22 protein-coding genes and 5 pseudogenes are annotated in these 26,039 nt (G+C 43.7%); 19 read left to right on the plus strand and 8 right to left on the minus strand.

The genetic code is table 11. From position 1 onward, the window contains the following. Positions 1-344, minus strand: a pseudogene (locus LPKJCM_RS10680) (transposase); the annotation flags it as partial. 53 nt (positions 345-397) lie between these two features. On the opposite strand from LPKJCM_RS10680, the pseudogene LPKJCM_RS10685 reads away from it, so the two are divergent. The 5 genes and pseudogenes from LPKJCM_RS10685 to LPKJCM_RS10705 all read left to right on the plus strand — a co-directional run. Beyond that, positions 398-571: pseudogene (locus LPKJCM_RS10685) on the plus strand (glucuronate isomerase); the annotation flags it as partial. 15 nt (positions 572-586) lie between these two features. Continuing rightward, on the plus strand, positions 587-1,468 hold the full coding sequence (locus LPKJCM_RS10690) for an aldose 1-epimerase family protein (RefSeq protein WP_057961907.1): 882 nt from the start codon (positions 587-589) through the stop codon (positions 1,466-1,468). 88 nt (positions 1,469-1,556) lie between these two features. Beyond that, a pseudogene (locus tag LPKJCM_RS10695) lies at positions 1,557-2,548 on the plus strand (D-isomer specific 2-hydroxyacid dehydrogenase family protein). A 79-nt stretch (positions 2,549-2,627) separates the two neighbouring features. Then, positions 2,628-4,172, plus strand: a pseudogene (gene gntK, locus LPKJCM_RS10700) (gluconokinase). A gap of 213 nt (positions 4,173-4,385) precedes the next feature. Continuing rightward, positions 4,386-5,555, plus strand: a complete 1,170-nt coding sequence (locus LPKJCM_RS10705; protein ID WP_057961908.1) for an acetate/propionate family kinase — start codon at positions 4,386-4,388, stop codon at positions 5,553-5,555. Between the two features lie 144 nt (positions 5,556-5,699). Here the strand turns inward: LPKJCM_RS10705 and LPKJCM_RS10710 are convergent, their stop codons facing one another. Then, positions 5,700-6,716, minus strand: coding sequence for an aldose epimerase family protein (locus LPKJCM_RS10710; RefSeq protein ID WP_057961909.1), 1,017 nt, complete (start codon positions 6,714-6,716; stop codon positions 5,700-5,702). A gap of 184 nt (positions 6,717-6,900) precedes the next feature. On the opposite strand from LPKJCM_RS10710, the gene LPKJCM_RS13250 reads away from it, so the two are divergent. The 9 genes from LPKJCM_RS13250 (at position 6,901) to LPKJCM_RS10750 (ending at position 14,238) form a co-directional block, all read left to right on the plus strand. Then, complete coding sequence (locus LPKJCM_RS13250; RefSeq protein ID WP_165758604.1) at positions 6,901-7,074, plus strand: hypothetical protein; 174 nt, start codon at positions 6,901-6,903, stop codon at positions 7,072-7,074. Positions 7,075-7,109: 35 nt separating this feature from the next. After that, positions 7,110-8,192 (plus strand): GntR family transcriptional regulator, encoded by a 1,083-nt coding sequence (locus LPKJCM_RS10715; RefSeq protein WP_057961910.1) that lies wholly within the window; start codon positions 7,110-7,112, stop codon positions 8,190-8,192. 240 nt (positions 8,193-8,432) lie between these two features. Continuing rightward, the gene (locus LPKJCM_RS10720) at positions 8,433-9,806 is read left to right on the plus strand and encodes a sugar porter family MFS transporter (RefSeq protein ID WP_087069639.1); all 1,374 of its coding nucleotides are present in this window, start codon (positions 8,433-8,435) and stop codon (positions 9,804-9,806) included. A gap of 59 nt (positions 9,807-9,865) precedes the next feature. Beyond that, complete coding sequence (gene araA / locus LPKJCM_RS10725; RefSeq protein ID WP_057961911.1) at positions 9,866-11,290, plus strand: L-arabinose isomerase; 1,425 nt, start codon at positions 9,866-9,868, stop codon at positions 11,288-11,290. Positions 11,291-11,459: 169 nt separating this feature from the next. Then, positions 11,460-12,020: a sugar O-acetyltransferase gene (locus tag LPKJCM_RS10730; protein WP_057961912.1), complete on the plus strand. Its 561-nt coding sequence runs from the start codon at positions 11,460-11,462 to the stop codon at positions 12,018-12,020. A 15-nt stretch (positions 12,021-12,035) separates the two neighbouring features. Beyond that, positions 12,036-12,893, plus strand: a complete 858-nt coding sequence (locus LPKJCM_RS10735; RefSeq protein WP_057961913.1) for an aldo/keto reductase — start codon at positions 12,036-12,038, stop codon at positions 12,891-12,893. A gap of 285 nt (positions 12,894-13,178) precedes the next feature. Further along, the gene (locus LPKJCM_RS10740) at positions 13,179-13,430 is read left to right on the plus strand and encodes a YjcN family protein (RefSeq protein WP_133281392.1); all 252 of its coding nucleotides are present in this window, start codon (positions 13,179-13,181) and stop codon (positions 13,428-13,430) included. 122 nt (positions 13,431-13,552) lie between these two features. Beyond that, entirely contained in the window at positions 13,553-13,879 is a 327-nt protein-coding gene (locus tag LPKJCM_RS10745; RefSeq protein WP_057961915.1) for a hypothetical protein, read from the plus strand. Positions 13,880-13,914: 35 nt separating this feature from the next. Next, positions 13,915-14,238 (plus strand): hypothetical protein, encoded by a 324-nt coding sequence (locus LPKJCM_RS10750; protein WP_057961916.1) that lies wholly within the window; start codon positions 13,915-13,917, stop codon positions 14,236-14,238. 490 nt (positions 14,239-14,728) lie between these two features. Here the strand turns inward: LPKJCM_RS10750 and LPKJCM_RS10760 are convergent. Continuing rightward, positions 14,729-15,429 (minus strand): annotated as a pseudogene (locus tag LPKJCM_RS10760) (ZIP family metal transporter). Positions 15,430-15,614: 185 nt separating this feature from the next. On the opposite strand from LPKJCM_RS10760, the gene LPKJCM_RS10765 reads away from it, so the two are divergent. From LPKJCM_RS10765 to LPKJCM_RS10775, 3 genes are all read left to right on the plus strand, one after another. Next, positions 15,615-16,274, plus strand: coding sequence for a histidine phosphatase family protein (locus tag LPKJCM_RS10765; RefSeq protein ID WP_057961918.1), 660 nt, complete (start codon positions 15,615-15,617; stop codon positions 16,272-16,274). Between the two features lie 150 nt (positions 16,275-16,424). Next, positions 16,425-18,050, plus strand: coding sequence for an ABC-F family ATP-binding cassette domain-containing protein (locus LPKJCM_RS10770; RefSeq protein WP_057961919.1), 1,626 nt, complete (start codon positions 16,425-16,427; stop codon positions 18,048-18,050). Positions 18,051-18,254: 204 nt separating this feature from the next. Continuing rightward, on the plus strand, positions 18,255-18,653 hold the full coding sequence (locus LPKJCM_RS10775) for a hypothetical protein (RefSeq protein WP_057961920.1): 399 nt from the start codon (positions 18,255-18,257) through the stop codon (positions 18,651-18,653). A 62-nt stretch (positions 18,654-18,715) separates the two neighbouring features. Here the strand turns inward: LPKJCM_RS10775 and gap are convergent, their stop codons facing one another. Beyond that, positions 18,716-19,735, minus strand: a complete 1,020-nt coding sequence (gene gap, locus LPKJCM_RS10780; RefSeq protein WP_057961921.1) for a type I glyceraldehyde-3-phosphate dehydrogenase — start codon at positions 19,733-19,735, stop codon at positions 18,716-18,718. 209 nt (positions 19,736-19,944) lie between these two features. Between gap and LPKJCM_RS10785 the strand changes: the two genes are divergently transcribed. Further along, a complete protein-coding gene (locus LPKJCM_RS10785) occupies positions 19,945-20,166 on the plus strand; it encodes a hypothetical protein (protein ID WP_057961922.1) in 222 nt (73 codons plus the stop codon). A 48-nt stretch (positions 20,167-20,214) separates the two neighbouring features. Here LPKJCM_RS10785 and LPKJCM_RS10790 read toward each other — a convergent pair whose 3' ends face one another. The 4 genes from LPKJCM_RS10790 to LPKJCM_RS10805 all read right to left on the minus strand — a co-directional run bounded on the left by LPKJCM_RS10790 (position 20,215) and on the right by LPKJCM_RS10805 (position 25,562). After that, a complete protein-coding gene (locus tag LPKJCM_RS10790) occupies positions 20,215-21,639 on the minus strand; it encodes an MFS transporter (RefSeq protein WP_057961923.1) in 1,425 nt (474 codons plus the stop codon). Between the two features lie 13 nt (positions 21,640-21,652). Beyond that, positions 21,653-22,873 carry a Fic family protein gene (locus tag LPKJCM_RS10795; protein ID WP_165758605.1) on the minus strand — a complete coding sequence of 407 codons (1,221 nt, stop codon included), beginning with the start codon at positions 22,871-22,873 and terminating at the stop codon, positions 21,653-21,655. Positions 22,874-23,130: 257 nt separating this feature from the next. Beyond that, on the minus strand, positions 23,131-23,988 hold the full coding sequence (locus tag LPKJCM_RS10800; protein WP_057961925.1) for a DegV family protein: 858 nt from the start codon (positions 23,986-23,988) through the stop codon (positions 23,131-23,133). Positions 23,989-24,107: 119 nt separating this feature from the next. After that, positions 24,108-25,562: a DUF5776 domain-containing protein gene (locus tag LPKJCM_RS10805; protein WP_087069640.1), complete on the minus strand. Its 1,455-nt coding sequence runs from the start codon at positions 25,560-25,562 to the stop codon at positions 24,108-24,110. 189 nt (positions 25,563-25,751) lie between these two features. On the opposite strand from LPKJCM_RS10805, the gene LPKJCM_RS10810 reads away from it, so the two are divergent. Beyond that, the coding region (locus LPKJCM_RS10810) for a helix-turn-helix domain-containing protein (RefSeq protein WP_165758606.1) at positions 25,752-26,039 on the plus strand (288 nt) is incomplete at its 3' end.

Below are 26,039 nucleotides of genomic sequence, written 5' to 3' on the forward strand. Positions count from 1 at the left end.
TTTGACGCTCTGAGCGTCAACGATAATAAAGGAAGTTAAAGCTGAACGTCCTTGGTAAGTTCGCCGAGCAATGACAATTTTTTTAAAACTTGTTCCAATAAAGAATCAGCCGTAGGCTCAGCTTTAGTTGACCAAATTTTGTAATAGTTGTAAACTGACCGCCATTCTGGGAAATCACCGGGGACTTGACGCCATTGGCAGCCGGTTTTCAAGACATATAGGACCGCACAGAAGACCTCGTAGAGGTCATATTTTCGAGGCTTAGTTCGCTTACGAAAATTTTCTAAAGCTGGTCGAATTAATTCAAATTGTTGCCGAGTAATATTGCTGGGATAATTTTTCATAGCTTAAACTCGCTTTTTACATAGAAGTATATCAAAAATCATAGATCTTGGACAGCTTCTTATCCTATCCACGTCATGAATACTTCAGAAGAGTATTGTGCAACGTGATCGGTGAATGGGAGCAGCGTGGTCAAGCTCCTGATGATGAAGATTATTTGGGTAAGATTGTTGAAGACATTTCCTACAATAACGCGCATGACCAATTCCACTTCTTTGACCAAGCCTAAGCAGGAGTTAAGAGAATGCAAACAATAACGAACGAACGATTCACGGCAGAGATTGATGAACATGGTGCTCAATTGACCCATCTGTATAACAATCAGGATCACTTTGACTACATTTGGAATAACGCCCTTTGGGAAAAGCATGCACCAATCTTGTTCCCTGCAATTGGCCGGTCAAACGACGATGCCTATTTAATCCATGGTCAAAAGTATGAAATGCCGCAGCATGGCTTTGCCGGCGATCAGGATTTCGAAGTGATCGACATCAAAGATGACCAAGTTCAATTGTTACTACGTTCAAATAAAGCGACGATGACGGATTATCCATTTAAGTTCGAACTTGTGGTGACATTTGCGCTGAGAGACGTTGGGTTGACAGTTAGCTTTAAGGTGGCTAACAAAAGTAGCAGTGATCTTTCATATTCCTTGGGCTTTCATCCTGCTTTTAATGTGCCAATTAATGGTGAAGGATCATTTAATGACTACCGCTTGGACCTTGCACCAGCAACAGAATCTTTAGACACTTATGAAATCGTCAAAAAGCCGAATCCATATCGTTCAGGGAAAGTAGTCAAGCTGGTCAATTATCAAAATGGTATTGTGGAACTCGACCACAACATGTTTGAAAACGGCCTGATTATTATCAAGAATACAGGGATTAAGACGGTGAAACTATATTCTGACGATACGAAGCATGCGGTTGCCGTCAACGTTTCAGACTTTGACCATGTGACCCTTTGGACCAAAGAAGGTGCTGATGCGCCATTTCTCTGCATTGAACCCTTCAATGGGTTACCAGATGTGTACGGTGATCTTGTTGAATTGGGTGATAAGGAAGGTAACCAGCACCTCGGTGTTGGGGACTCAAAGACTTATCAGTGTGCGATCAATTTTCGTTGAAAAATGGATTGACAGGAACTTCACATGAAACTAGTATATCAGTATAGAATCAATCTACGCTTAATAATTTTTATAAGGAGAGTTTATGATGGAATACAATATTGCGGTCGTTAATTCAAACAGTTTCGGACAGGTCTTTACTGAACATTGGAAAGAATTGGAAGGAATTGGGACGGTTAAGCGATTCATGCTGCGACGGATATTGACGGCAAATCATTAGCAGAAAAGCTTCACGGCTTCAACGTGATTATTGCCAGTGTGACGCCTTTCTTTAACAAAGAATTCTTTGATAACAAGGATGACCTTCTGTTAATCTCACGTCATGGAATTGGTTTTAACAACGTTAATCTTGAAGCAGCCAAGAAGCACGGTACTCAAGTTGCCATTGTGCCACAAAAGGTTGAACGTAATTCAGTTGCTGAAAATGAATTAGCCAACTTGATGGCACTGGTTCGCCAGGTTGTTCCTTCATCAGAACGTGAACGTGCCGGTCGTTATGAAGACCGTGCCCAATTTATGGGTAATGAATTCAGTGGTAAGACATTTGAGGTTATCGGCTGTGGCAACATTGGTAGCCGAGTGGCCGAATTGTTCAGTATCTTTGGCGGCCCTGTCCTAGTTAACGATCCGCATCCCGCAACTGAGCCGGAATGGTTTACCAACAATAACGTTGAACGAGTAGATCTTGAAACTTTGCTTAGCCGTTGTGACTACATTTCATTGAATGCTTCACTGGATGACACCAGTCTTCATATGATCAATTCAAAGACCATCAAGAGCCTTAAGAAGGGTGCTTACATCTGTAACAATGCCCGTGGTGCGCTGGTTGAAGAAGATGCCATTAGTGCCGCAATCAAATCAGGCCAGCTCTCAGGCTACGCTGCCGATGCAATGGAAGTTGAACCAGTTAAAGCTGATCATCCATTCTTGAAGAACGACCGCATCTTGGTTACCCCACATACTTCCGCTTACACATATGAATGTCTTCACGGCATGGGTGAAAAATGTGTCAGTGATGTTAAGGCGATTGTTGCTGGTAAGCGTCCGGTCCGTGAGTTGACGCATACGTTGGATGACTAGATTTAAGCTGAGATGTTGCTGACCAAGTCGTTGGCGTCGCATTGACCAAAGTAACATTGAAGTTGAAATGGAGATTATTATGGACTATATTATTGGAATTGACGTTGGGACCACCAGCACAAAAGCGTTGATTTATGATACCGATGGCAACGTTTACGGCAAAGCCAATCAGGGTTATCCGCTTTACCAGGATACCCCTGATATGGCCGAAGAGGATCCGGATGAGATCTTCAATGCCACTGTGTCCGCAATGCAGGAAGTTGTCGCAAAAGCCGACATGACGGACGGGAAAGTCATTGCAATTTCATGGTCGGCTCAACAGCACAGTTTAATTGCACTTGATAAGGATTTAAAGCCGCTCACCCGATCTTTAACATGGGCCGACAACCGGTCACAGAAGTATGCGGCCGAGTACAAGCAGAACGGTCGCGGCATGGAAATGTATAAGCGAACCGGACTGCCGATCCATCCCATGGGGCCATTCTACAAGCTGCTTTATTTCAAAAATGAGCGGCCCGAAATTTTCAACCAAGCTGCCTATTGGGTGGGCATCAAAGAATATATCATCTGGAAATACACAGGCGTGTTGAAAGAGGAAGTTTCGATGGCTGCAGCGACTGGGCTTTTGAATATGAACACGTCTCAGTGGGATCAAGAAGCCTTGTCAGAGACTGGGATTACTGAAAAGCAATTGCCCGAATTGGTTGACACCACTGATAAATTTCAGGGAATTAAGTCTGAGTATGCCAAAGTGATTGGCATTGATAAGGATGTGTACTTCGTCATGGGCGCCACGGATGGTGCCTTATCAACGATTGGCGTTGGTGCCATTCAAACTGGTGTACTAGCTATCAACATCGGAACCTCGGCCGCTGTTAGAACGTTTGTTGATAAACCGCGGATTGATCCAAAAGCCCGGCTGTATTGTTATCCAGTCATGAAGGGAAAATACTTGGTCGGCGGCCCGATCAACAACGGCGGGATTGTACTGAATTGGGCGCATGATTCTTTATTTGGCGGCGAAGTGGAAGCAGCCAAATTACTGCACATCGATTCTTACGATATGCTTTCAAAAATTGCCGCGACGGTTCCTGCCGGTTCAGACGGATTGATTTTCCATCCTTATCTTGGTGGTGAACGGGCACCGTTATGGGATGCCAATGCCCGCGGGTAGTTCTTTGGCCTTAACCGCAAGCATACCCGAGCACACATGATTCGTGCCGTCATGGAAGGGATTATGTACAACTTGTACTCAGTCACTTTGGCGCTTAAAGAAGTGACGGGCGAACCCAAAGCGGTCTTGGCTGCCGGCGGTTTTGCCTGCTCAACGCTTTGGACCCAGATGATGGCCGATATTTTTGAACACAATATTGTGATTCCGGAATCTTATGAAAGTGGCAGTTTGGCAGCGATGTTTCTTGCCAAGATGGCATTGGGATTGGAAGACAATCTTGAAGACATTAAGAAGTATATGGGTAAGCAAACCGTTTATGAACCTAATGAGGACGTGTTTAAACGTTATCGAACCCTGATGCCGATTTATCTGCGCCTCAGCCGTGACCTCTCAAAGGAGTACGAGGGGATTGCAGATTATCAACGTGAATTTTCTGATATTGATGAGTAACAAATTAAAAAGTGCCAAGCTAATTCTGCCAACCGTGGTCAGAAGGCTGGGCACTTTTTTGTTGGAAAAAGCATTTAACAGACAGATCATTCTATTTGGAAAATTAAAATAGCTAATGTTGTCACAAGCTCGCAACAAATAGTATACTTTTAGTTGTGGTTACGTTTTCATTTCGAATGGAAAATATCCAATAAAACAACGGAGGTACTGATTATGTCCAAAGTTCTGATTGTCAACGCAGGAAGTTCATCGCTGAAATTTAAATTATTTGAAATGCCCAAAGAAAAGGTGCTTGCTGACGGTGAGGTTGAGCGGCTGAACATGCCCGGCTCCAAGGTGAAGATTAAGTATGGCGATGGTAAGGTCTATAAGGCTGAAGAAGATAAGATTGACTACGAACGTTCTGCCGGGATTATGTTGAACAGTCTCAAGGATCTTGGTGTCATCGATCATTTTCGGGATATTGACGCAATTGGTAACCGAGTTGTGGCTGGCAGTGACATTTTTGATAAAGTTGTCAGAATTGACGATGATAGCCTATCCCAAATTGTTGAACTGGGTGACATTGCCCCCATTCATAATCCGGTGGAAGCCGAATATATTGAAATCATCCGCAGAATCTTGCCGGAGACTGATCAGTATGCCATTTTCGATAGTGCGTTCTTCAAAGACGTTCCAGAAGTTAATTCGATTTACGGGATTCCCTACGAATTGACCAAGAAATTTACCATCCGTCGTTATGGTGAGCACGGGATCAACCATGGTTTCATTACCCAAGAAGCTGAAAAGGCTTTGGGGAATGATCACGCCAAACTAGTAACCCTTCATTTGGGCTCCGGCGCTTCTGTGGCGGCTGAAAAGGATGGTAAGTGTTACGACACCTCAATGGGCTTCACACCGATGAATGGGCTCGTGATGGGGACTCGTTCGGGGGATGTTGACCCGGCCTTGGTTCCATTCTTCATGAAGAAGATGGGGGCCAGTGCCGATGAAGTCATTGATATGTTTAACAAACGTTCCGGATTGCTCGGTGTTTCTGGTGTTTCTTCTGATATGCGTGATTTGGAGGATTCTGACGATGACCGTGCCCACTTAGCGTTGGATATGTTTGTTAATCGCACCGTTAAATTTGCGGCCAGCTACATTACCGAACTCGGTGGCGTTGATGCTATCGTCTTCTCCGGTGGGATTGGTGAGCATGATAAATGGGTCCGTGAGCAAGTTGTTAAAAAGCTGGAGATTTTCGGTATCAAGCTGGACGGCGACCTCAACGACCAGCAAAAGCCTGGTGATTTGGGTACCAAAGATTCATCGGCTAGAATTCTCTTAATTCCAGCTAACGAAGAATTGGCAATGGTTCGGGATGTGGCAGCAGCCCTTTAAGGCTCATAGAACGGGTGATTGTTTTGAACATTGCGATTGAATAACAAGTGAAATTTTCAACAATAAAGAGCTCCAGATAAGGACAATTTCGTCCTTATCTGGAGCTCTTTGAGTTGTTTGAGAAATGTGAGTTAAATGACGGGGTTAGAATTCAACCTTGTACTTAATGCTGTAAGTCTTCTCTTCGCCAGCCGGCAACGTTACGTCACCGAAGTCTTTATGATTGGGGGTGTCCGGCAGGTTTTGGGCTTCCAAAGCGATTGCCATGTACGGACCGCCTTTTCCGCGGAGATAGTTGGTGCCGGTTAAATCATCCGGCGTGAAGACAACTAGCGCATTTCGCTTGGAACTAATGGCAACGCTGCGGCCACTTTCAGGGTCGGACAAGGTTGCGACGGGCTCGTCGTCTTGATGGTCATTAATTTCAAAGACTTCATCATAACTGTGACCAACTTCGGCCTTCATATCGGCGATACCGACTTTGAGGTTTTGGTTGTCACGGAAGTCGTATGATGTATCATCAACAGCAACCTTCTTACCAGTCGGGGTCTTATCCTTGTTTAATTCAAGGTACTTGTCGGCGTTGATTTGAAGTGATTGGCCGTTGATGCTGTCGTCTTCACTCAAGTTAAAGTACATATGCTGTGTTGGGTTGAACAGGGTGTCAGCGTCACTCTTGGCACAATACGTAGCGGTTAATTCATTATCGTTGTTCAGTGAGAAAGTAATCTTAACGTCGATGTTGCCGGGGAATGAATCCTCAGAAGAATCGATATGTTTGGTGAAGACAATTGAGTCACCATCAAATGCACCATCCCAGATTTGGGTATTAAATCCGTGGGGGCCACCATGTAAAGTCGTGGTGCCTTCATTTGAATCAACGTGGTATTCTTGACCTTTGATTTTGAACGTCCCATTAGAAATCCGGCCGGCAGTTCTGCCGATTGCCTGGCAGAAATATTGATTCTTCATCAATTCTTCACTGCTTGGGACACTGACTAAGATATTGGTTGGCTTGCCATCAGGTCCAGGAACATTAAATTCTTCCAAGGTTGCCCCAAAGGTAATCGCTGAAACAGATACGTTGTGATCGTTGGTAATCGTGAACTTCTCAATGTCTTGACCATCTAATTGATCGAACAATTCTTTCTTGGTATTCATAGCATCTTTCTCCTTACGAAAATAAATTACGGTTGTGAAACCGCTTTTATCTGTATTATAATATGTTTTTGTACGGTGATGCAATACCAATTTTTTAATTTATCCGTATAACTCTATATTAATTATTGTCAAAGTATGATATTTTATTATTGGAGTCTTATAACGAACCACGAGAGGGTACACAATGAAAACATTATTATATGGATTATCAGGTGTCACAGATTTATTAATTATTGCCTTTATCTTCATGGGAATGTATGAATTTGCACGGAAGGATCAGACGAAGCCTAACCATCATTTTATTGTTTGGGCAATTGTCTGTGTCTTCATTACTTTTGGCTTGTTAATGCTAACGTAGAACACTCATCAATTTGAACGCGGGGGGATCGCATCATGGAAACAAAGTATGTCATGGTCAAGAAGAACATTAAATCACACATTATTAACGGGAAATATAAGATCAACGATAAGATCCCTACCGAGTCTGAGTTGATGGCAATGTACAAGGTTAGTCGATACACGGTCCGTCGTGCAGTTGGTGATCTTGAACATGAAGGCTACATTTACCGTGTTCAAGGCGGCGGCATGTACGTTAATGATTGGATCAATAACAAGGTGTCATCTGATCGCTCGAATCAAAACGTCGGTGTGGTCACCACACACATTGCCAACTATATCTTTCCAAGCATCATCAATGGCATCGACCAGGTGATCTCTGATGAGGGGTTGTCGATTCTAATCGGTAATACCCACGATGAATATGAAAAAGAACGCCACAATTTATTAAATATGCTGGACAATGATGTCGTTGGCTTCATTATTGAACCAACTAAAAGTACCCTGGACAACCCGAACCTCGACGTGTATCAGATGATTGTCGATTCTGGTAAGCCGGCAGTCTTCATTAATGCGCATTATCCACAATTGAATTTCCCTTACGTTGAAACAAATGATACCGAGGCTGAAAAGGCCTTGGTCGACTATTTACTGGATAACGGTCACGAACGGGTATTAGGCGTCTTTCAAGTTGATGACTTGCAGGGGGTTCACCGGATGAACGGGTTCATCAAGTCTTACCAAACTCATCCAAACGTTTCAACCTCAGGCGATATTATGATGTATCGTTCCAGTGATGACATTAACGATGTCTTGGAGAAGATCAAGAACCGCGTCAAGGTTGAAATGAACGCTCTGCCAACTGCAATCGTCTGCTATAATGACCAATTGGCGATTGAGGTCATTGGAATGTTAAGCAAAGAGGGCATTCCAGTGCCAGATCAAATCTCGGTTGCCGGCTTTGATGATTATCAAATTTCTCAATATATTGATCCAACCCTGACGACGATGGAACATCCCAAACGAAAGATGGGGCACACCGCGGCTCAGTTATTATTGGATATGCTGGATGGTAAGGATGGCAGTTCAAAGATTTTAGATTCGAAATTGGTTGTTCGGGCTTCAACCAAGCCGATTTAAGCTGACTTTTAAAAAATATTTTTTTGAGATCACTTCGATTGAAAGGAGGTGATGCACGGCGGATTCCCCGTCCGTGTTTTATTTTCCGCAAAAAATTTATGCTAACAAATAAAATATATCTTGATTTATGCGTATAAATATTTTATGCTCTTTTTGTAAGCGATGTCAGAAACCGTTTACAGGTGCGCACAAAGTTTTTGCAATAATTGTTAGAATAAAATTACGAATGGGGTGCTCGTTTTGAAAAAGGTCACAAATAATGGCTTTATATACACGTTTGGAGCCTTAGGCGGCTTGCTGTTTGGATATGATATTGCGTCGGTTTCTGGTGCGATCCTATTTATCCAAAAGCAATTAAACTTAGGACCATGGGAACAAGGTTGGGTTGTTAGTTCAGTTTTGATTGGTGCCATTCTTGGTGCCTTGGCAACCAGTAAGTTTTTGGATACTTACGGACGTCGCAAGTTACTGATTTGGGCTTCAGTTATCTTCTTCATTGGTGCGATCACATCAGGATTTGCGCCTAACTTTGAAATCTTGGTTGGAACCCGTGTTATTTTAGGAATTGGTGTTGGTATTACATCGGCCTTGATTCCTGCTTATCTGCACGAGTTGGCACCAAAAAGTATGCATGGTGCCGTCGCAACAATGTTCCAGCTGATGATTATGATCGGTATCTTGTTAGCTTACATTTTGAACTATTCATTTGCTCACATGTATACCGGCTGGCGTTGGATGTTAGGCTTCGCCGCTTTACCAGCTGCCATTCTATTCTTCGGAGCGCTCTTCCTACCAGAAAGTCCACGTTTCTTGGTTAAGATTGGTAAGCTTGATGAAGCCAAAGAAGTTTTGATGGACACCAACAAGCATGATGTTAAAGCTGTTGATACCGCACTTACTGAAATCACTGAAACTGCAAAGCAGCCTGTTGGCGGCTGGAAGGAATTATTTGGTAAAGGCGTTCGTCCAGCATTGATTACTGGACTTGGCGTTGCGATCTTCCAGCAAGTTATCGGAAGTAACAGTGTTATCTTCTATGCACCAACGATCTTTACTGATGTTGGTTGGGGAGTTATCGCTGCGTTGCTTGCCCACATCGGAATTGGTGTTGTTAACGTTATCGTGACCGTTGTTGCCATGTTACTGATGGATAAAGTTGATCGGAAAAAGATGCTTGAGTTTGGTGCTGCCGGAATGGGTCTTTCACTCGTTGTGATGTACACTGTTCTTAAGTTCGATAACGGGTCACACGTTGCCGCCATTGTAAGTGCCCTTGCACTGACTGTCTACATTGCCTTTTACGCAACAACCTGGGCACCCGTTACCTGGGTTCTGATTGGTGAAGTCTTCCCATTGAACATTCGTGGGTTGGGAACATCACTCTGTTCAGCAACCAACTGGTTAGCTGATATGGTTGTTTCCCTGACATTCCCAATGATGTTGAGCTCATGGGGCTTGGACAATGCGTTCCTGTTCTACGCGATCATCTGTGGAATTGCCATTTGGGTATGCCACAGCAAGTTCCTTGAAACCCGTGGTAAGTCACTTGAAGAGATCGAACTTGATCTTCACAAGGCTTCCGGGGAGGACGTTGCAACAGATACCACAAAATAGTTAACCACTTTTAGACACAGTGTCTAAAATTTAATAAATCATCAAGAGGAGAGAAAACTATGTTACAAGTACCTGATTATGAATTTTGGTTCGTTACTGGTAGTCAACATCTTTACGGAGAAGAACAATTAAAATCCGTTGAAAAAGATGCCAGAGACATGGTTGATAAGTTAAATGCTTCAGGTAAATTACCTTACCCAATTGTGTTCAAGATGGTCGCAACCACTGCAGACAGCATCACCCAATTAATGAAAGATGTTAACTACAATGATAAAGTTGCCGGAATCATTACTTGGATGCACACATTCTCACCAGCCAAGAACTGGATCCGTGGTACCAAGTTACTTCAAAAGCCATTACTTCACTTGGCAACCCAGTACCTGGATCACATTCCATACGACACCATCGACTTTGACTATATGAACTTGAACCAAAGTGCTCATGGTGACCGTGAATACGGCTTTATCAATGCCCGTCTTCAAAAGCACAACAAGATCGTTTATGGCTGGTGGGGTGATCCAGAAGTTCAAGACGAAATTGCTGACTGGGAAGATGTCGCAGTTGCCTACGACGAAAGCTTCAAGATCAAAGTTGCCCGCTTCGGTGATAACATGAGAAATGTTGCTGTTACTGAAGGTGACAAAGTTGAAGCCCAAATCCAATTTGGCTGGACCGTTGATTACTATGCACTTGGCGACTTGGTAGAATCAGTTAACGCTGTTTCTGAAAGTGATATTGATGCCAAGTACAAGGAATTACAAGGCAAATATGAATTTGTTCAAGGCGATAACGACAAGGACAAGTACGAACACTCAGTTCGTTACCAAATCCGTGAATACTTCGGAATCAAGAACTTCTTGGACAAAGGCAATTACTCAGCATTCACAACCAACTTCGAAGACCTTTACGGTTTGGAACAATTACCTGGTCTTGCCGCACAATTGCTCATGGCTGACGGTTATGGCTTCGGTGCTGAAGGTGACTGGAAGACAGCTGCCCTTGACCGCTTAGTTAAGATCATGACTCATAATCAAGCAACTGCATTCATGGAAGACTACACTCTTGAATTACAAAAGGGTAAAGAAGCAATTCTTGGATCACACATGCTCGAAGTTGACCCTGGTATTGCCAGTGACAAGCCTCGTGTCGAAGTTCACCCATTGGACATTGGTGGTAAAGCTGATCCAGCACGTTTGGTATTCTCAGGCCGTGCCGGCGACGCAATGGATGTTACCATTTCAGACTTTGGTACCGAATACCGCATGATCGGTTATGCTGTTGAAGGTAACAAAGCACCTAAGGAAACCCCACATCTGCCAGTTGCTAAGCAAATGTGGACTCCAAAGATGGGCTTGAAGGCCGGTGCTACTCAATGGATCCATGATGGTGGCGGACACCACACTGTCTTGACATTCAATGCTACTGAGACACAATTCCAAGACTTAGCTGACTTGTTCGGCTTGGAATTCAACGACATTAAGTAATAGTGAATGGACGAGTAACCCCGAGAGATTACTGAACATAAGTCCTAAACAACCAAGTCCCAGAGAGGCTTTGGCTGGGACTTAACTTAAAAATAAAATGAGGTTGAAACAAAGTTGCTTTTGCCTCGACCTCATTTTGTACATAACCATAATATAGGAGGACAATGAATTGCCATTAACTGAAAAAGAGAAAATGTTGGCGGGACAGCGGTACTTAAATACCGATCCTGAACTGGCGGAGGATCGCCGAAAAACCCGGTTGCTGGTGGATGCCTTTAACCAGTCAGCTCGGGAAGACCCTGAGCAAGGAAGTCGACTGATTAAGCAGATCTTTCATCAGACCGGACGGAAGGTTGACCTCCAGTCCCCATTTCAATGTGATTATGGATATACGGTGTCGGTCGGGGAGAACTTCTTTGCCAACTATGGCTGCACGTTCATTGACGTTGGTAAGATTACGATCGGTAAGAACGCGATGCTGGGACCCAACACGTCCATTTACTCAGTGAATCATCCACTGGGTGCTGAGGAACGGAACCAGAATTACGAATATCCCGGGAATGTTACAATAGGAGATAATCTCTGGGTTGGTGGCAACGCGACGATCGTTCCTGGTGTGACGCTGGGAAATAACGTGGTCGTGGCGGCAGGTGCGGTGGTAACCAAATCATTTGGTGATAACGTTCTGATTGGCGGTAACCCAGCCAGAATTTTGAAACATCTGAATTAATATTGGAGGACTTTGATGAGTAAAGATAATATTGGCAGTAGAATCAAATTAGCAGACGGTCATACGATGCCCCAAGAGGGTTTGGGCGTCTATCGGATGACTGATGAAGAGCAGTTAATTAAGTCGGTTAAGTCCGCGTATGATGACGGCTACCGGCTGTTTGACACCGCCCAAATGTATGGGAACGAAGCCGCGGTTGGGAAAGCGATTAAAGATTTACATGTGAACCGGGATGACATTTTCGTTACCACGAAGGTTGCTGAAGACAATCAAGGGTACGATCAAACAATTGCTTCAGTCGAAGAATCGTTGAAGAAGCTGCAGTTGGATTATGTGGATTTGCTGCTCGTGCATTGGCCAATTCACACGCATTTCTTTGAAACTTGGCGGGCTTTTGAAAGCCTCAAGGAACAGGGCTTGGTTAAATCAATTGGGACCAGTAACTATGGCATGCTGCACTTGCAGTATTTGGCAACTAAGGCCAATGAAATGCCAGTCGTCAACCAATTGGAAGTCCATCCATACTTGTCGCAGCAGGCAATGGTTGACTTTGACCGTGAGAATCACATTGTCACCCAAGCCTGGGCACCACTTGGCCGCGGACGGATATTCGATGATCCAGTGATTGTCAAAATCGCCAACCAACATGGTAAGTCAGCAGCTCAAGTAATTTTGCGCTGGCACTTTCAACGGGGGGATGCTTTCATTCCCAAGTCGGTGCATCCAGAACGGATCAGGCAGAACGCTGATATCTATGACTTTGAATTGAGCTCCGATGAAATGAAGCTGGTTGACGGCTTGAACCGGAACACCCGAATCAGCCAGGAACCTGAGATGGTGTATGAGATTGGCCATCAGTATCCGCATCATTAATACCTTAGAATCAATAAAGTGCCAAGCTGACGAACTCGGATGAGTTGAGTTCGTTAGCCTGGCACTTTTTAGACTGCTACAAAAAAATTGGCAATCAATTTGTATCAATTTAATATATAGTAGAAAATATTTTCATGAAATGTAACAGGCCGTTATGCATACGGTTGATAGTTGCTTTATTATTTTGGGAGCGGTATAACCAGAAGTGTGCATGAAGATAAATCATGGTAGGTGTGATATATATTGAATTGTAAATATCCGTTCAATCAAAACGTAGGTGTAATCATGGTCAACATAGGAAAAACAGGGCGCATTCTAACAAAGTTGTTGATAGCATTTATCGTCATCATTATCGTTGGTCTGCTTGGAATGTCATTGTCTGCCAAAAATGCTGTTAGAGCTAGGATGATGATTGATGGTCATCCAGTGGCTGCCGTCACATGTCACCCCAGATATACAAAGGATGGCAGCCAAGCACTTGGGGGAAATGTGTATACAATCTCCAGTAAGTATGCGTACAAAACTGGAACGACATAGGTATTCCATTTCAGGGTGAACTCATTCTGGTTCTTTCATTACGCATCGATTGCTAATGATACGATGTGAAATCATGTCACTGAATCAATTAATATGCCGGAATAAATTTGGAGGAATAAACCGTGCCTGATAAACGTCGTCGATCACATAAAATTAGAAGTGGGTTACTCCGAATTCTAGGTGTGATCATTCTATTGTATCTACTGGTCTCAATCTCACCCAGTAATTCTGTCCGGATGACAATCGCCTTGATTGGTCATCCCAAGGTTGCAATGAAAGTAACCCCCGTCCATGATTCAGACGATAGTTCTGCACTAGGAGCAAACATCTACACGATTCCAGTACGGGATGCCTTTAATGGTGCCGGAATCAGTCATTTGTCAATATTTGAAATCCATACGATCTTGATTTTTCATATTGCAACGCCAACTTATGACCATTTAGCGTGATTAAGGTTGGGGTTTAAACGATTGGAGGAGATAACTTGGCTCAAAAATCTGTTATTTGGAGAAAAATCTGGCATTCGTTGGTCATACTGATCGGAGCCGTCCTGTGTGTTATGTGCCTATTGTCAATTTCACCCAGTAATGCCGTTCGGATGACAATGGCGATTTCTGGCCATCCGAAGTCCGCACTTCAATGTAATCCAAGGCATGATGTGGGCTTGAGTAAGGCGATGCAAGCCGATATTTATACGATTCAGGATCAATATGGCTATAATCGTCTGGGAATGCGACACGTTGTTTTATTTCAAATCCATCGTTTTTGGGCTTTTCATGCGGCAACCGCGACTTATCGGTATTTTTAAGGTTAATTAGGTACCTCGTCACATCATAGGGTTAAGTTGATATAACGCAATCTCGAAAGGAAAATATGAAATGACGACAAGCAACGATTTTAATTGCAATAGTATGTGTCGCAATAGGACTTATACTTGTATACAATTGTTATTATTTTTTGCCTTGGATTCCATTGTTCAATCACAATCTCAGGAACAATTGTCTAGGGATTTTAAAAATAATGGGCATAATTCCACGATACGAATTAGCCCAAAAAGACGAATCAATGATAAGCTACGTCAAAGTTATCACTGGACGAAGCAGATCCATATTAAGTTGCTTTCAAATAACCAAGGTTCTGGCGATACTGTTTATTATCTAGCAAAGGTAAACGCCATCAAGGTACAGATGGAATCCAAAGTTATTTGGAAATTTCCGATACGGACTAAAATAACCGATATATACTAAACTATAAATGATGTGGCATTCAAAAATGCAAAATATTAGTTTTCTGATGGATCACCCCGGGGCCACATCCAGCACCATCATCAATGTGAATCCAGCCATAATTCCAAAGATTGCCCAGTGGGATTCTTCCTTAGTTCTAGCGTGAGCTTCCGGGATGAGTTCTTTACAGGCAACATAGCTCATCGCACCAGCCGCAAACGACAGTGCGTATGGTAACAGTGAGTTGACCGAAGCAACCAACAGGGCGCCCAAACACCCCAGCGATCGGCTCAACCGCCATACATAAAGGCGCGAAACCGACTCATGCCGCCTTGGCGCAGGGGGATCGAAACTGCTGCACCTTCCGGGAAGTTCTGCAGACCAATGCCAATCGCAACCGTCGTGGCCGCTAGCAGCATCGCCGCCTGTTCACCATTACCAGCGGCGCCAATGGCACCAAACGCCACCCCGACTGCCAAGCCTTCGGGGATGTTGTGCAGAGTGATCGAGAAGACCAGCAAAATGGCTCGTTTAACAGCAACTCTAGAACTGCCTTCTGTTTTGGCCCGTTTCAAATAAATTCCAGGAATAATCTTATCAGCCAAGTACAAGAAGAACCCGCCAGCCGCAAACCCATACATTAATGCCAAGGCATGGCTGCGGATGGTTTTAAAAGCAAATACCAATGCCGACCCTAGTGCTGTGACCGTCCAAGTGAAAAGCGTCGCAAACAGTGCCTGCTGCCAGGGGGCAAAATTCGTTAAAGTGTCCATAACTACCTCGCCTTATAAGTAAAGTTCAGTTCTTACTATAAGTATAACAAGAAGCCTGCTGTGAAAGCCAGTCTGGCGGTAGTTTTCCATTTCTCAGATTCAAAGTGACTTTTAATGCTAAACCATGATAAATTCGCTATACTTAAGGTATGTAAAAGCAAATTTTTGAGAAATGGGATGATTTTTTGACGAAGGTTACAGCTTACTTGGTTCGGCATGGGCAAACATATTTGAATCTCTACAATAAAGTTCAGGGATGGATTGATTCACCACTGACTGAAAAGGGCATTCAGGATGCCAAAAGTGCCGGTAAACGTCTTTCTAAGATTAATTTTGCGGCCTCATTTACCAGCGATTCCGGGCGGGCGATTGATACCGGGAAGCTTATTTTACGGGCCAATCCTCATAACATGAACATTGTCAGTTATCAATATCCAGAATTACGAGAACAGTTTCACGGTTATTTTGAAGGCAACGACCTCAACCAAATGTGGCAGTTCGTCGGTGCCCAAGTTCAAGAGACCACCGAAAAAGAAGTCCTGACCAACTTTGGCTTGGAGCGAGCGCGAGACTTGATTCACCGGGCTGACTTGTATAATAATGCTGAGAATAACGCCATGTTTTGGGAGCGGCTTGACCACGGCTTTGATAAGATTCGTCAAAATACTCATGATGGCGAGGATATCTTGATTGTCTCCCACGGGATGACCATCCGCTCGATTGTTGACCGTTACGCACCCAAGCTGGATTTGGGCGTTGCCACCAAGAACGGCAGCGTCACCAAGTTGATTATCACTGATGATGACATTCAGGTTGAGTATTTTAATAACCTTGGCGAAGTCTAGTTGTTTCTCTTCTATTAATATGATATATTTGTAAGACATGTATTGGTCAGGACGAATGAAGCCCTGGCCATTGTTTTTGATTATGGGAAACGTGCACTGTGGCTGAGTATTTAACGTCACTATGCGCAGGCTATCGAACGAGGTAAATTAATGATTACGATTCAAAACATGGGATTACAATTCTCAGGTAAAAAACTCTATGAAGATGTTAACTTAAAATTCACGCCGGGTAACTGTTACGGCGTGATTGGCGCGAACGGTGCCGGCAAATCGACTTTTTTGAAACTGTTGCGGGGTGAACTGGCCCCAAGTAATGGTGAGATCCACATTGATAAGAACGAGCGAATTTCCAGCTTGAGTCAAGACCATTATGGTTTCGAAGATCAAACCGTGATGCAGACGGTGATTCAAGGCTACCAGCATTTGGCTGACGTGATGGCAGAAAAGGATGCTTTGTACGCCAAAGCTGATTTTTCCGACGAAGATGGGATAAAAGCCGCCAATTTGGAAGCAGAATTCGCTGAAATGGACGGCTGGAACGCCGAGTCAGATGCTTCTCAATTGCTGCAGTCATTAGAAATTCCTGAAGACTTGCACCAACAGTTGATGAGCGAATTGACTGAAGGGCAGAAGGTTAAGGTCTTGCTGGCACGGGCGCTATTTGGTGAGCCGGATATTTTGCTGCTGGATGAGCCGACCAACGGACTGGATGTTTATTCAATTGAATGGCTGGAAAACTTTTTGGCCGACTACTCCAAGATTACGATTATCGTTTCTCATGACCGTCACTTTTTGAACCAGCCTTGTACGATGATGTGTGACGTTGATTTTGGTGAAATTAAGATGTATGTCGGCAACTACGACTTTTGGCTGCAATCCAGTCAGCTGGCTGCCAAGATGCGGTCAGACTCCAACGCCAAGAAGGAAGACAAGATCAAGGAACTTCAAGCCTTCGTTGATCGCTTCAGTGCCAATGCCTCAAAATCTAAGCAAGCCACTTCGCGGAAGAAACAATTGGATAAGATTTCTTTGGATGATATCAAACCGTCTTCGAGAAAGTATCCCTTCATTAAGTTTAAAGAGAACCGGCCACTGGGGAATGACTTGCTGCGTGTGGACAAGGTTTCCAAATCGATTGACGGTGTTAAGATCCTTGATAACGTGACCTTCACGCTGCGGCCAGGTGAGAAGACCGCTTTGGTGAGTCGGAATGATTTGGCGACAACTACTTTAATGCAGATTTTGGCCGGTGAAATGACCCCGGATAGCGGTGAGATTAAGTGGGGGCAAACCGTTGAGATGTCTGCATTGATGAAGGATTTTGCTGCTGAGTTCAAAGATAATGATCAGCGGATTATCGACTGGTTGAGACAATTTGCCGAAAAGGGCAGTGACGATGATGCCTTTCTCCGCGGATTTCTGGGGAGAATGCTGTTCTCTGGCGATGACGTGAACAAGGAAGTGAACGTCCTCTCCGGTGGTGAGAAGGTGCGTTGCGTCTTGTCAAAAATGATGCTTCAAAAGGGCAACACCTTGTTAATGGATGATCCCACCAATCATTTAGATTTGGAATCAATCACGGCTTTGAACGAAGCACTGGTCAGTTTCCCCGGTTCGATCATTTTTACTTCACATGATCATGAGTTCATTCAGACGATCGCTAACCACATTATCGAAGTGTCCAGCAACGGGATGATCGATAAGGCTGATACAACCTATGATGAGTTCATTAATCATCCGGATGTACAGAAAAAACTAAGCGATTTATACGATTAAGATACTTATTTAACGCCCACTTTGAGAATTCTTGGAGTGGGCGTTTTGATGTCGTCGAATTAAAATTCAGACATCATTTTGTTATCATGCAATGATGCTTAAGAAACGGTATTTTCGGTCAAGCTAATTTTGCCAACATTTGACCAAACCAATATATAATCATTGTAAGTACATTTCAGATACGTACATCTAGGGGGGATTTCTGTGACACAAGAATTAGGCACCAACGACTTAGGGACATATGAGTACGTTTCACGGGTATATAACGAAAATATTCAACTGCCGGAATACAAACTACCGACGAGCGTTGACAATGGAACTCAGGTTTTGTTCAACACCGACGTGATTCGATTGACAATGGAAATTGCTGACCAACGGGTTCAAAAGATCACGATTGTGACGCCACAACCGCAGTCACTCGCTTACATGCGGGTGTTTGAAGGGTTTGAATTTGGCATGGAGGCGCTGGGGACGTGGATCAACACTTATCATCGCTCGACTTCCAGTCATGGCAAGGCTTCGGACGTTGTTAACGGAATTTTGGCCAGTTATGATACGACTAAAGAGAATGTTTTGACCGTCAGCCTGACCAGGGCAAAATAAAATCGTCACACTATTTATTATTTCGATAAATGGTGTGACGATTTTTTAATTAATTATTGAAATTAGTTCAAGCCGGATACTTCAGCGAACTTCTTAGCGGTTCGAACCATGTTGGAGACGAAACCATATTCGTTATCGAACCAAGTAGCCGTCTTAACAACTTGGAAATCACCGTTTGAGGTAACTTCAGTCAAAGTTGGGTCGTAGACTGCCCCGTGGGTGTCGCCGATAATGTCAGATGAAACAATCTCATCTTCGTTCCAGCCAAATGCTGGATTGTCAACGGTGTGCGGCTTGATTGCATCGTTCACCTGGTCCGCTGTGACCTTGGTGTTAAGCACAGAAACCAACTCGCAGACGGAGCCATCAACGACGGCAACCCGTTGTGCGTGGCCTTGGAGATGGCCCTCAAGTTCTGGAATAACCAAGCCGATTGCTTTAGCAGCACCGGTTGAATGAGGAATCGTGTTGGCTGAAGCGGTACGGTTAGGACGGAACTTCTTGCCTTTAGGGCCGTCAAGAATCATTTGTGAACTGGTAAATGCGTGGATGGCGGTCATGGTACCAACTTCGAGACCAAATTCCTTGTTCAGGAAGTAAGCCATTGGTGCCAAGGCGTTGGTCGTACATGAACCGGCTGAAATGATTTGGTCGTCGGCATCCAATGTGTCATCGTTAACGTTGAAGACAATGGTTTTCATTGGGCCAGCCGGAGCAGAAATCAACACTTTTTTAACCCCTGCATCCAAATGGGCTTGGGACTTTTCTTTTGAGGTGTAGAACCCAGTACATTCAAGCACTAAATCAACGCCGTTGTCTTTAACCCAAGGAATATTGCTGGCATCTTTTTCTGCGTAGACTCGGTAGGACTTACCATCAACGACCAATGAATCATCGGTTGAGGAAATGTCATACGGTAGGGTACCGTGCGTTGAGTCATACTTGAAGAGGTATGCCAACATTGACGGACTGGTCAAGTCATTGATCGCAACGACTTCCAAATCAGGATCGTTAATCTCAAGAATTCGACGTAACAATAACCGACCAATTCGGCCAAAACCATTAATTCCTATCTTTACCATAAGTGGAATCCCCCTTTTAAATCGTGGGTAACAAGCAATACAAGACGATTAGGTTGTGCACAATTTCTCTTAATCATCAAAATAAGTTTAAGCGTATTTTGGGAGAATTACAATCAAAGCGACTTGTAGGTGGTGTTTGTGCTATTTAATGTTCACGGGAATATAATGAAGTTAATAAAGGCGTGATGTTCCAACGGGAGATGATGGGGATGAAAAACCAAAATTATAGTCAGAATGTTTTACTTCCGGGATCATTTCTGGGTTTGGAATTTGGGACAACTTTGTTTGTACCCTATAAAGGGATTGATTTGAATACAAAAGTGCCAGTGGGTATTATGACGACGGTCATGGTCATTTGGCTAATTGCCGGTCTTATTCAATGGCGAAATGACAACATTAAAGATGAGAAAAAACAAAATAAGAAAAAGTGAACCTAAAGGCACCCACACAATCTTTATTGACTGCGCGGGTGCCGTTTTTTAAGCCGAATGGGATTCTTCAATATTTAATTTGAGATGCTTCTGAATTCTAAAGTTAATAATGGCCGCAACTAATGCTGCTGCACTTAACAGCGTCGCCAATAAGAAGTCGTACTTTCCACCAATAAACGAACGGGCTGCCAAACTTCCTGCACCGTTGTTCTGGCTGATGGCCATCACCGCCGCCACGATGCCGACCCCAATCGAGCCGGCAAATTGCTGGATCATGCTAAACAGTGAGTTGACATCGGCCGTATATTTCCGTGGGACGTTAAGCATCGCGTTAGAAATGGTGTTTGAAAAGCCCATGTTGAAGCCGAAACGCAAGAAGGTGTAAATTAGCAGGACAGTCCAGGCGGTCAAGACGGCCTGGATGCCGAAGAAAATCAGGCCACCTAGCGTCATTGAGCTGAGCCCCAAAATGATCGGCAGTGCATAACCCTTCATATCGGCAAGTTGGCCGGCGTAAGGGGAGACTGCGGCGCCGACCAGCGATCCGGGCAGCAGTACCAGTCCAGCAATGAATGGCGAACTATGCAAGACATACTGGCAGTACACCGGGATCAAGAAGGATACCCCGATGTTGACGAACTGCAGAACGAAGTAGGTAAATGCTGAAAGCGAGGTCGTCAGCCACTTGAGGATCCGGATATCCAACAGTTGCGTGTGGCCGTGCGTATCCGAGTAAATAAAGACAGCTAAAGCGATCAGGCCGATCACAAATGGCACCAGGACCTCTGAACTGAGAATGGCGTACTTGCCGGCACGACTGACGGCGAAGACCATTGAAAACAGGGTTGCTGCCAGAAAAATTAGACTGATAACGTCAAAACCACCGGTACCAGCTGGATCAATCCGAATGTAATGGGAACCCAGATACCAGCTAATAACGATGATTGGTAGGATTAGCCAAAAAATCATCCGCCAAGACATGGTCGAAGAAATCGTTCCGCCATAAGTTGGCCCCAGTGCAGGTGCCAGTGAAATGACCATGCCGGCTAGGCCAGTCATCGACCCGATTCGGCCGGCTGGGATTTTGTTGAAGATAATGTGGAACATGAGCGGCGTCGACAAACCGGTGGCGATGGCTTGAATCAGCCGGCCACTCATCAGTATTGGAAAATCTGGTGACAACGCACACATCACGTCGCCAATGACGAAGGCCAATGCGGCCACCAGGTGGATAGTCTGCGATTTGAATTTTTTTAAGAGAAAGGCCGTCGTCGCCATGACAATCGTCACCATTAGCAGGTAGCCGGTGGTAATCCACTGAACCGTGTCGAGGGTGACGTTGAAGACTTTGGTTAATTCTGGAAAGGTGACGTTCATGGAGGTTTCGGTCAAGATTCCGGTAAATGATAGGAGTGCGGCAGCCAGCAGCGCAAGGTACGTCTGCCGACTGATTTTTTCGTTGTTGTTGGACATGATTTCATCTCTTTCAGTCAAGATCCATCTGCTTGATGAAGTCTTGAGTTAGTTTTCTGGTAAGTGGTGAATGTTTGGTGAGCGCTAGCACATTGGTGTTGGTGAGAGAGTCAATAATGTCTCTAATTTGAGTGTTTGGAATATTTTTCGCAGCAGATTTAAGCTCGCGATCTTCCAATCCTTCACTGACATCGTTGAACAGGTAAGCCTGGGCATAGATGGAGATAAGCTCTTGTACTTTGGGATCTTTAGAAAATTCATTAATCTTAACTTCAATGGCGTTCAATTGACGACTATTTTCTCTAAACTTCTGGATTAAATTAGCTTGGCCTTCGGCGAGGAGTTTCATCATTTCTAAAACGAAGAAAGTCACTTCACCCATATTTTTTTCGTCACCGACATCTTGAAATGCTGTGTAATATTTGCTGCGATTACGATTAATTTCACTCGAGAAGGTAATTGCCGTCATTGGATCCAGCTTGTAGCCAATATAGACACAGGCAATGTAACGACCAACCCGGCCATTACCATCGTTAAATGGATGAATATATTCCAAATAGTAATGGGCGATGAAGGCTTTAATGAGAAAAGGCACGGTATCATCATTGATAAACGATATCCAATCGAGCAAATCTGCTGTAAAGTCAGCTTCGTGTTCCTTAGGAAGATGGACAGTATTCATCTCATTGCCAATTCTGACGAACTGATTTCTAAATAATTTGCCATCTGGCATTTTATCTGGGGCAATCTCACCCTCAAGTAAATAATCATAGACCTTACGAATATCATTCAAAGTATGAATTTGTAAATTTTCGCGTTTATCAATCTTGAGGTACATCTTGGCAAAGGATTTCAGTCGGCTCTTTTCTTCGGTTTTACTTTGGGCAGCGACGATTGCCTGGCTAACTTCCTTGTTGGTCGTCTTGACTCCTTCAATTTCATTTGTACTCCGGATTTCATTCGAGAGGGTATTGATGAACATCTGCTGGGAGGCAATCCCAGGTAAATTGTTCATCAACCTGGTAATCTCGGTTGAATTTTGCTGAATTTGATCTTGCAAGCGCAAAATTTCTTGGATGGGTAGCATAAATAATGGATAAACGCTACTTTGCTTGATTCCTTTATTCATCGGATTAATTTTCAAATTGGTGACGATACTGGTTGGGGAATTTAACCGGTTTAAATATTCAATTTCGATATCGCTGGTTGGATGTTCATATTTAAAAATTTTCAAATTATGGTAACTTGCCATGGTAATTCGCCTACAACTTTCAAATACATGAATTATTTTAAAATATAGTTAGATTTAAACGCTCGAATTTCAAAAAATCGCCAATATTTTAAAACTCAATATAAATAATAACATGGATTTTCGAAAATTGCTTTAAGATTGAAAAATCTTTGTCAGTTTGAGCTTTAGATTTCCTAAATGCAACAAAAAAAGCGAGTGGCAATTCACTCACTCTCGTTCAAGTTACTTGCTAATGGGTATTAAAATTGATTCCAATCCAGATCCCAGACCACGCCCATCGCTTTTTCGCCAGTGTGGACGGTGATGGCGGGGCTGATTTGGTAAGTGCTGATTGTGGCCTTTGGAAAATGCTGGTGAAAGGCAGCAACCCAAGATTTACTTAAGTCTGGATTATTGGCGTCCACCACGGAAATTCTCATTGGCAGGTGGAAGTTTGATTGTTCGATTTCATCAATAATGTGCTGGAGCGCTTGCTTCATGGTCCTCTCCTTGGCCTCTGGGACGATCTTGCCGGCATCGTCGAATGTTAGGATCGGCTTAATTTTCAATATATTGCCAAAAAATGCAGATGTGTTGGAGATTCGCCCGGTCCGTTTAAGGTGATCCAAGCTGTCAACAACTAATGATACATGAATTGAATCGCGAAGCTCCTCGAGTTTAGGGATAATCACGTCGGCGTTCTCACCGTTTTCAGCCATTTTACCGGCCAGCAGGCAGAGATCGGCTTCACCAGCACTGGCAATTTTTGAGTCAAATGGGTAAACCTTGATGTTGGTGACTTGGCGGCTGTAGGCCACTAGGTTCTGATAGAAGGTCGTGATGCCAGATGATAAATTAACACAGATGGCTTCATCGTATCCTTTAGCAGCGAGGGTATCGAATGCTTCTTGCATCTGGCCCATCGTTACCTGGGCAGTTGTCGGCAGATTCTTAGTTGCCGCCAATTTCCTTAAAAATTCCTGCGAGGTAATGTCAATGCCATCGCGGTACTCTTGCGTGCCGAAAATAACGGTAATCGGCAAGACGGTGATGTTATATTTGGCAGCAACCACTGGATCGAGGTTGCTGGCACTGTCGGTAATTACGGCTGTTTTCATTTAGATATCCTCTTTTCGGGGTTGTAAGTGTATTTTAACCCTTATTTTGATTGAAAACAAAGAATGTTATGCAAAAAGTAACCTCGGCGGTATGTCGAGGCTCCTTTCAGAATCGAAGCTTAGTAGTTTCCTTGGATGACCAATTTCTTGTTGGCAGTGATGTAAGTGCCGTTGCTTAACTTGTAACGGGTGGTTAAGTTGTGCTTTTCAAAACTCTTGACGGTTAGGTGAGTGCCTTTCTTGAAGGTCTTAACCTGACCAGTCAAGTTAACGTGTTTGTAAGCGTGAATGCCTTTTTTGTTAACGACGGTAATCTTGTTGTCCTTCGGCATTGTCTTGTAGTAAACATTGACAACATACTTCGGGTTGGCACTAATGTAGCCAATCTTGCCGTCGGTCTTCTTACCATGATTGACATCGCGAACCTTGTAGCGCAGTGCACCACCGTTAGACTTAGCGTAACCTAGGACCACAAACATTGGCCGGTTGACTCGCTTGGCCTTTGGATAAGTGGCCGTTCGCTGTGACTTCTTGAAGTTGGCACTTCGATACATATAAATACGTTTGGTCGCATATACTGCGGAGCCTTTGACGGCGGCGTAGTTGGGTAGGCCGGTGCTGCCGTCGGGGTTCCAGGAGTTGTTTGTGTTATTTGAGTTATTGTTGGAATTGTTATTTGCTGAAATATTATTGTTTGGAGTGTTATTTCGCTGACCTACAGTAACTTTAATGGTTGTTGGTGCCCCACCAGGGATAGTATAAGTCACATCATATACGGCACCGGAGTTGGTGGTATCAACGGAATTTACATCTTTACCGTTTAACTTAATTGAAAGAGTGACACCAGAGGATAATGGTGAAACAGTTTTTCCGTTTGAATCAGTATGCGCAGTTAAGCCATCAAACTTCCGTGAGTTCCAATCGGCACCATAATTAATTGTAAAGTTCTGGGCACTGATTGATGACTTGTCGGTTGTTGTCCCTTGAATGTTTTTCGTTACCCCATCATAGTTGTAAGTGATGTTCCAAGTCCCAGGTGTTTCCTTCGGTGTTATCTTGGTGATAGTCACGGGATCAGTTGAATTATCCTTCGTTGCATCACTCTTATAAAGAGATATAATGTTAGCTTCAGCTGCTTGGAGAAGGTCTTTATAATTTTGTGCTGTTAGCGAATCATTCTTTTTTAAAACAATACTGTGGATGAGGATTGGGTCGAAATCGAGTTCGGCGTACGTAATCCCTTTACTTGTAGATTCTGAACTTATTTGGGGTGCGTCGTACACGGCTGAGCGCTGCGGATTATTATAGTCGTATGTCGTGTTTGCTGTTATCGGAATATTAATGTTCATGATAGCATTAGGTTCAAAGCTTCCATAGCCGGACGAACCATCAACTACCATACTACCCATAAAAACGCTGTACAGGGTCTTGCTGTTGTCGAAGATCTTTGAGTAAGCAGCTGGATTATTTTGTGAGTAAGCAGTTGTAAGTGTATCTGGTCCAGTTGTTAACGCCGATTGTCGACTTGAATCGTATACAAATGATGGAATAGCAGGCTGAGTTGTTTGAGGCATAAAAAGAACCTCTTCCATGCTAACAGTTTGGCCAGTATTATTAACTAAGGTGTAATGTTCGATGATATCTGAATATTTTTGAGTCTTGAATTTACACTTTAAGTGCAACACTAATTAAATAAAGAATGGCCCATGGCCAAATTTCTGTAAAACGATGTTTGCGAAAACAATCATGAAAGGAATTTAGCCATGGATCACTACAAGCATATTACCATAGATGAACGGGAAACTATCTTTTTAATGAGGAATCATGGAAACTCACTTCGTGAGATTGTCAGCCATATCAAGAAAAGTTACTCAACCATTTCTCGAGAATTAAGCCGTAATTCTACTGGTAAATCCTATTCACCTTCGAAGGCTCAGGAGAAGTACAAACAGCGCAAAGGCAACTGTGGCAGAGTTTCTTTTTTGAGTAATCCTCAGGTGTTTAAAGTGGTGAGAGAACACTTCTGCGAAGACCTTTGGTCTCCGGAGGAA

Origin of the sequence: Lentilactobacillus parakefiri, from assembly GCF_002157585.1 — a bacterium.
In the GTDB taxonomy this organism is placed as follows: domain Bacteria; phylum Bacillota; class Bacilli; order Lactobacillales; family Lactobacillaceae; genus Lentilactobacillus; species Lentilactobacillus parakefiri.

What these genes read in the sequence shown, in the direction of transcription:
- LPKJCM_RS10740 (WP_133281392.1), top strand. Translation starts at nt 13,179, where the DNA reads ATGGTCAACATAGGAAAAACAGGGCGCATTCTAACAAAGTTGTTGATA.
- LPKJCM_RS10715 (WP_057961910.1), top strand. Translation starts at nt 7,110, where the DNA reads ATGGAAACAAAGTATGTCATGGTCAAGAAGAACATTAAATCACACATT.
- LPKJCM_RS13250 (WP_165758604.1), top strand. Translation starts at nt 6,901, where the DNA reads ATGAAAACATTATTATATGGATTATCAGGTGTCACAGATTTATTAATT.
- LPKJCM_RS10770 (WP_057961919.1), top strand. Translation starts at nt 16,425, where the DNA reads ATGATTACGATTCAAAACATGGGATTACAATTCTCAGGTAAAAAACTC.
- LPKJCM_RS10690 (WP_057961907.1), top strand. Translation starts at nt 587, where the DNA reads ATGCAAACAATAACGAACGAACGATTCACGGCAGAGATTGATGAACAT.
- gap (WP_057961921.1), bottom strand. Translation starts at nt 19,735, where the DNA reads ATGGTAAAGATAGGAATTAATGGTTTTGGCCGAATTGGTCGGTTATTG.
- araA (WP_057961911.1), top strand. Translation starts at nt 9,866, where the DNA reads ATGTTACAAGTACCTGATTATGAATTTTGGTTCGTTACTGGTAGTCAA.
- LPKJCM_RS10735 (WP_057961913.1), top strand. Translation starts at nt 12,036, where the DNA reads ATGAGTAAAGATAATATTGGCAGTAGAATCAAATTAGCAGACGGTCAT.
- LPKJCM_RS10790 (WP_057961923.1), bottom strand. Translation starts at nt 21,639, where the DNA reads ATGTCCAACAACAACGAAAAAATCAGTCGGCAGACGTACCTTGCGCTG.
- LPKJCM_RS10805 (WP_087069640.1), bottom strand. Translation starts at nt 25,562, where the DNA reads ATGCCTCAAACAACTCAGCCTGCTATTCCATCATTTGTATACGATTCA.
- LPKJCM_RS10705 (WP_057961908.1), top strand. Translation starts at nt 4,386, where the DNA reads ATGTCCAAAGTTCTGATTGTCAACGCAGGAAGTTCATCGCTGAAATTT.
- LPKJCM_RS10785 (WP_057961922.1), top strand. Translation starts at nt 19,945, where the DNA reads ATGAAAAACCAAAATTATAGTCAGAATGTTTTACTTCCGGGATCATTT.
- LPKJCM_RS10710 (WP_057961909.1), bottom strand. Translation starts at nt 6,716, where the DNA reads ATGAATACCAAGAAAGAATTGTTCGATCAATTAGATGGTCAAGACATT.
- LPKJCM_RS10800 (WP_057961925.1), bottom strand. Translation starts at nt 23,988, where the DNA reads ATGAAAACAGCCGTAATTACCGACAGTGCCAGCAACCTCGATCCAGTG.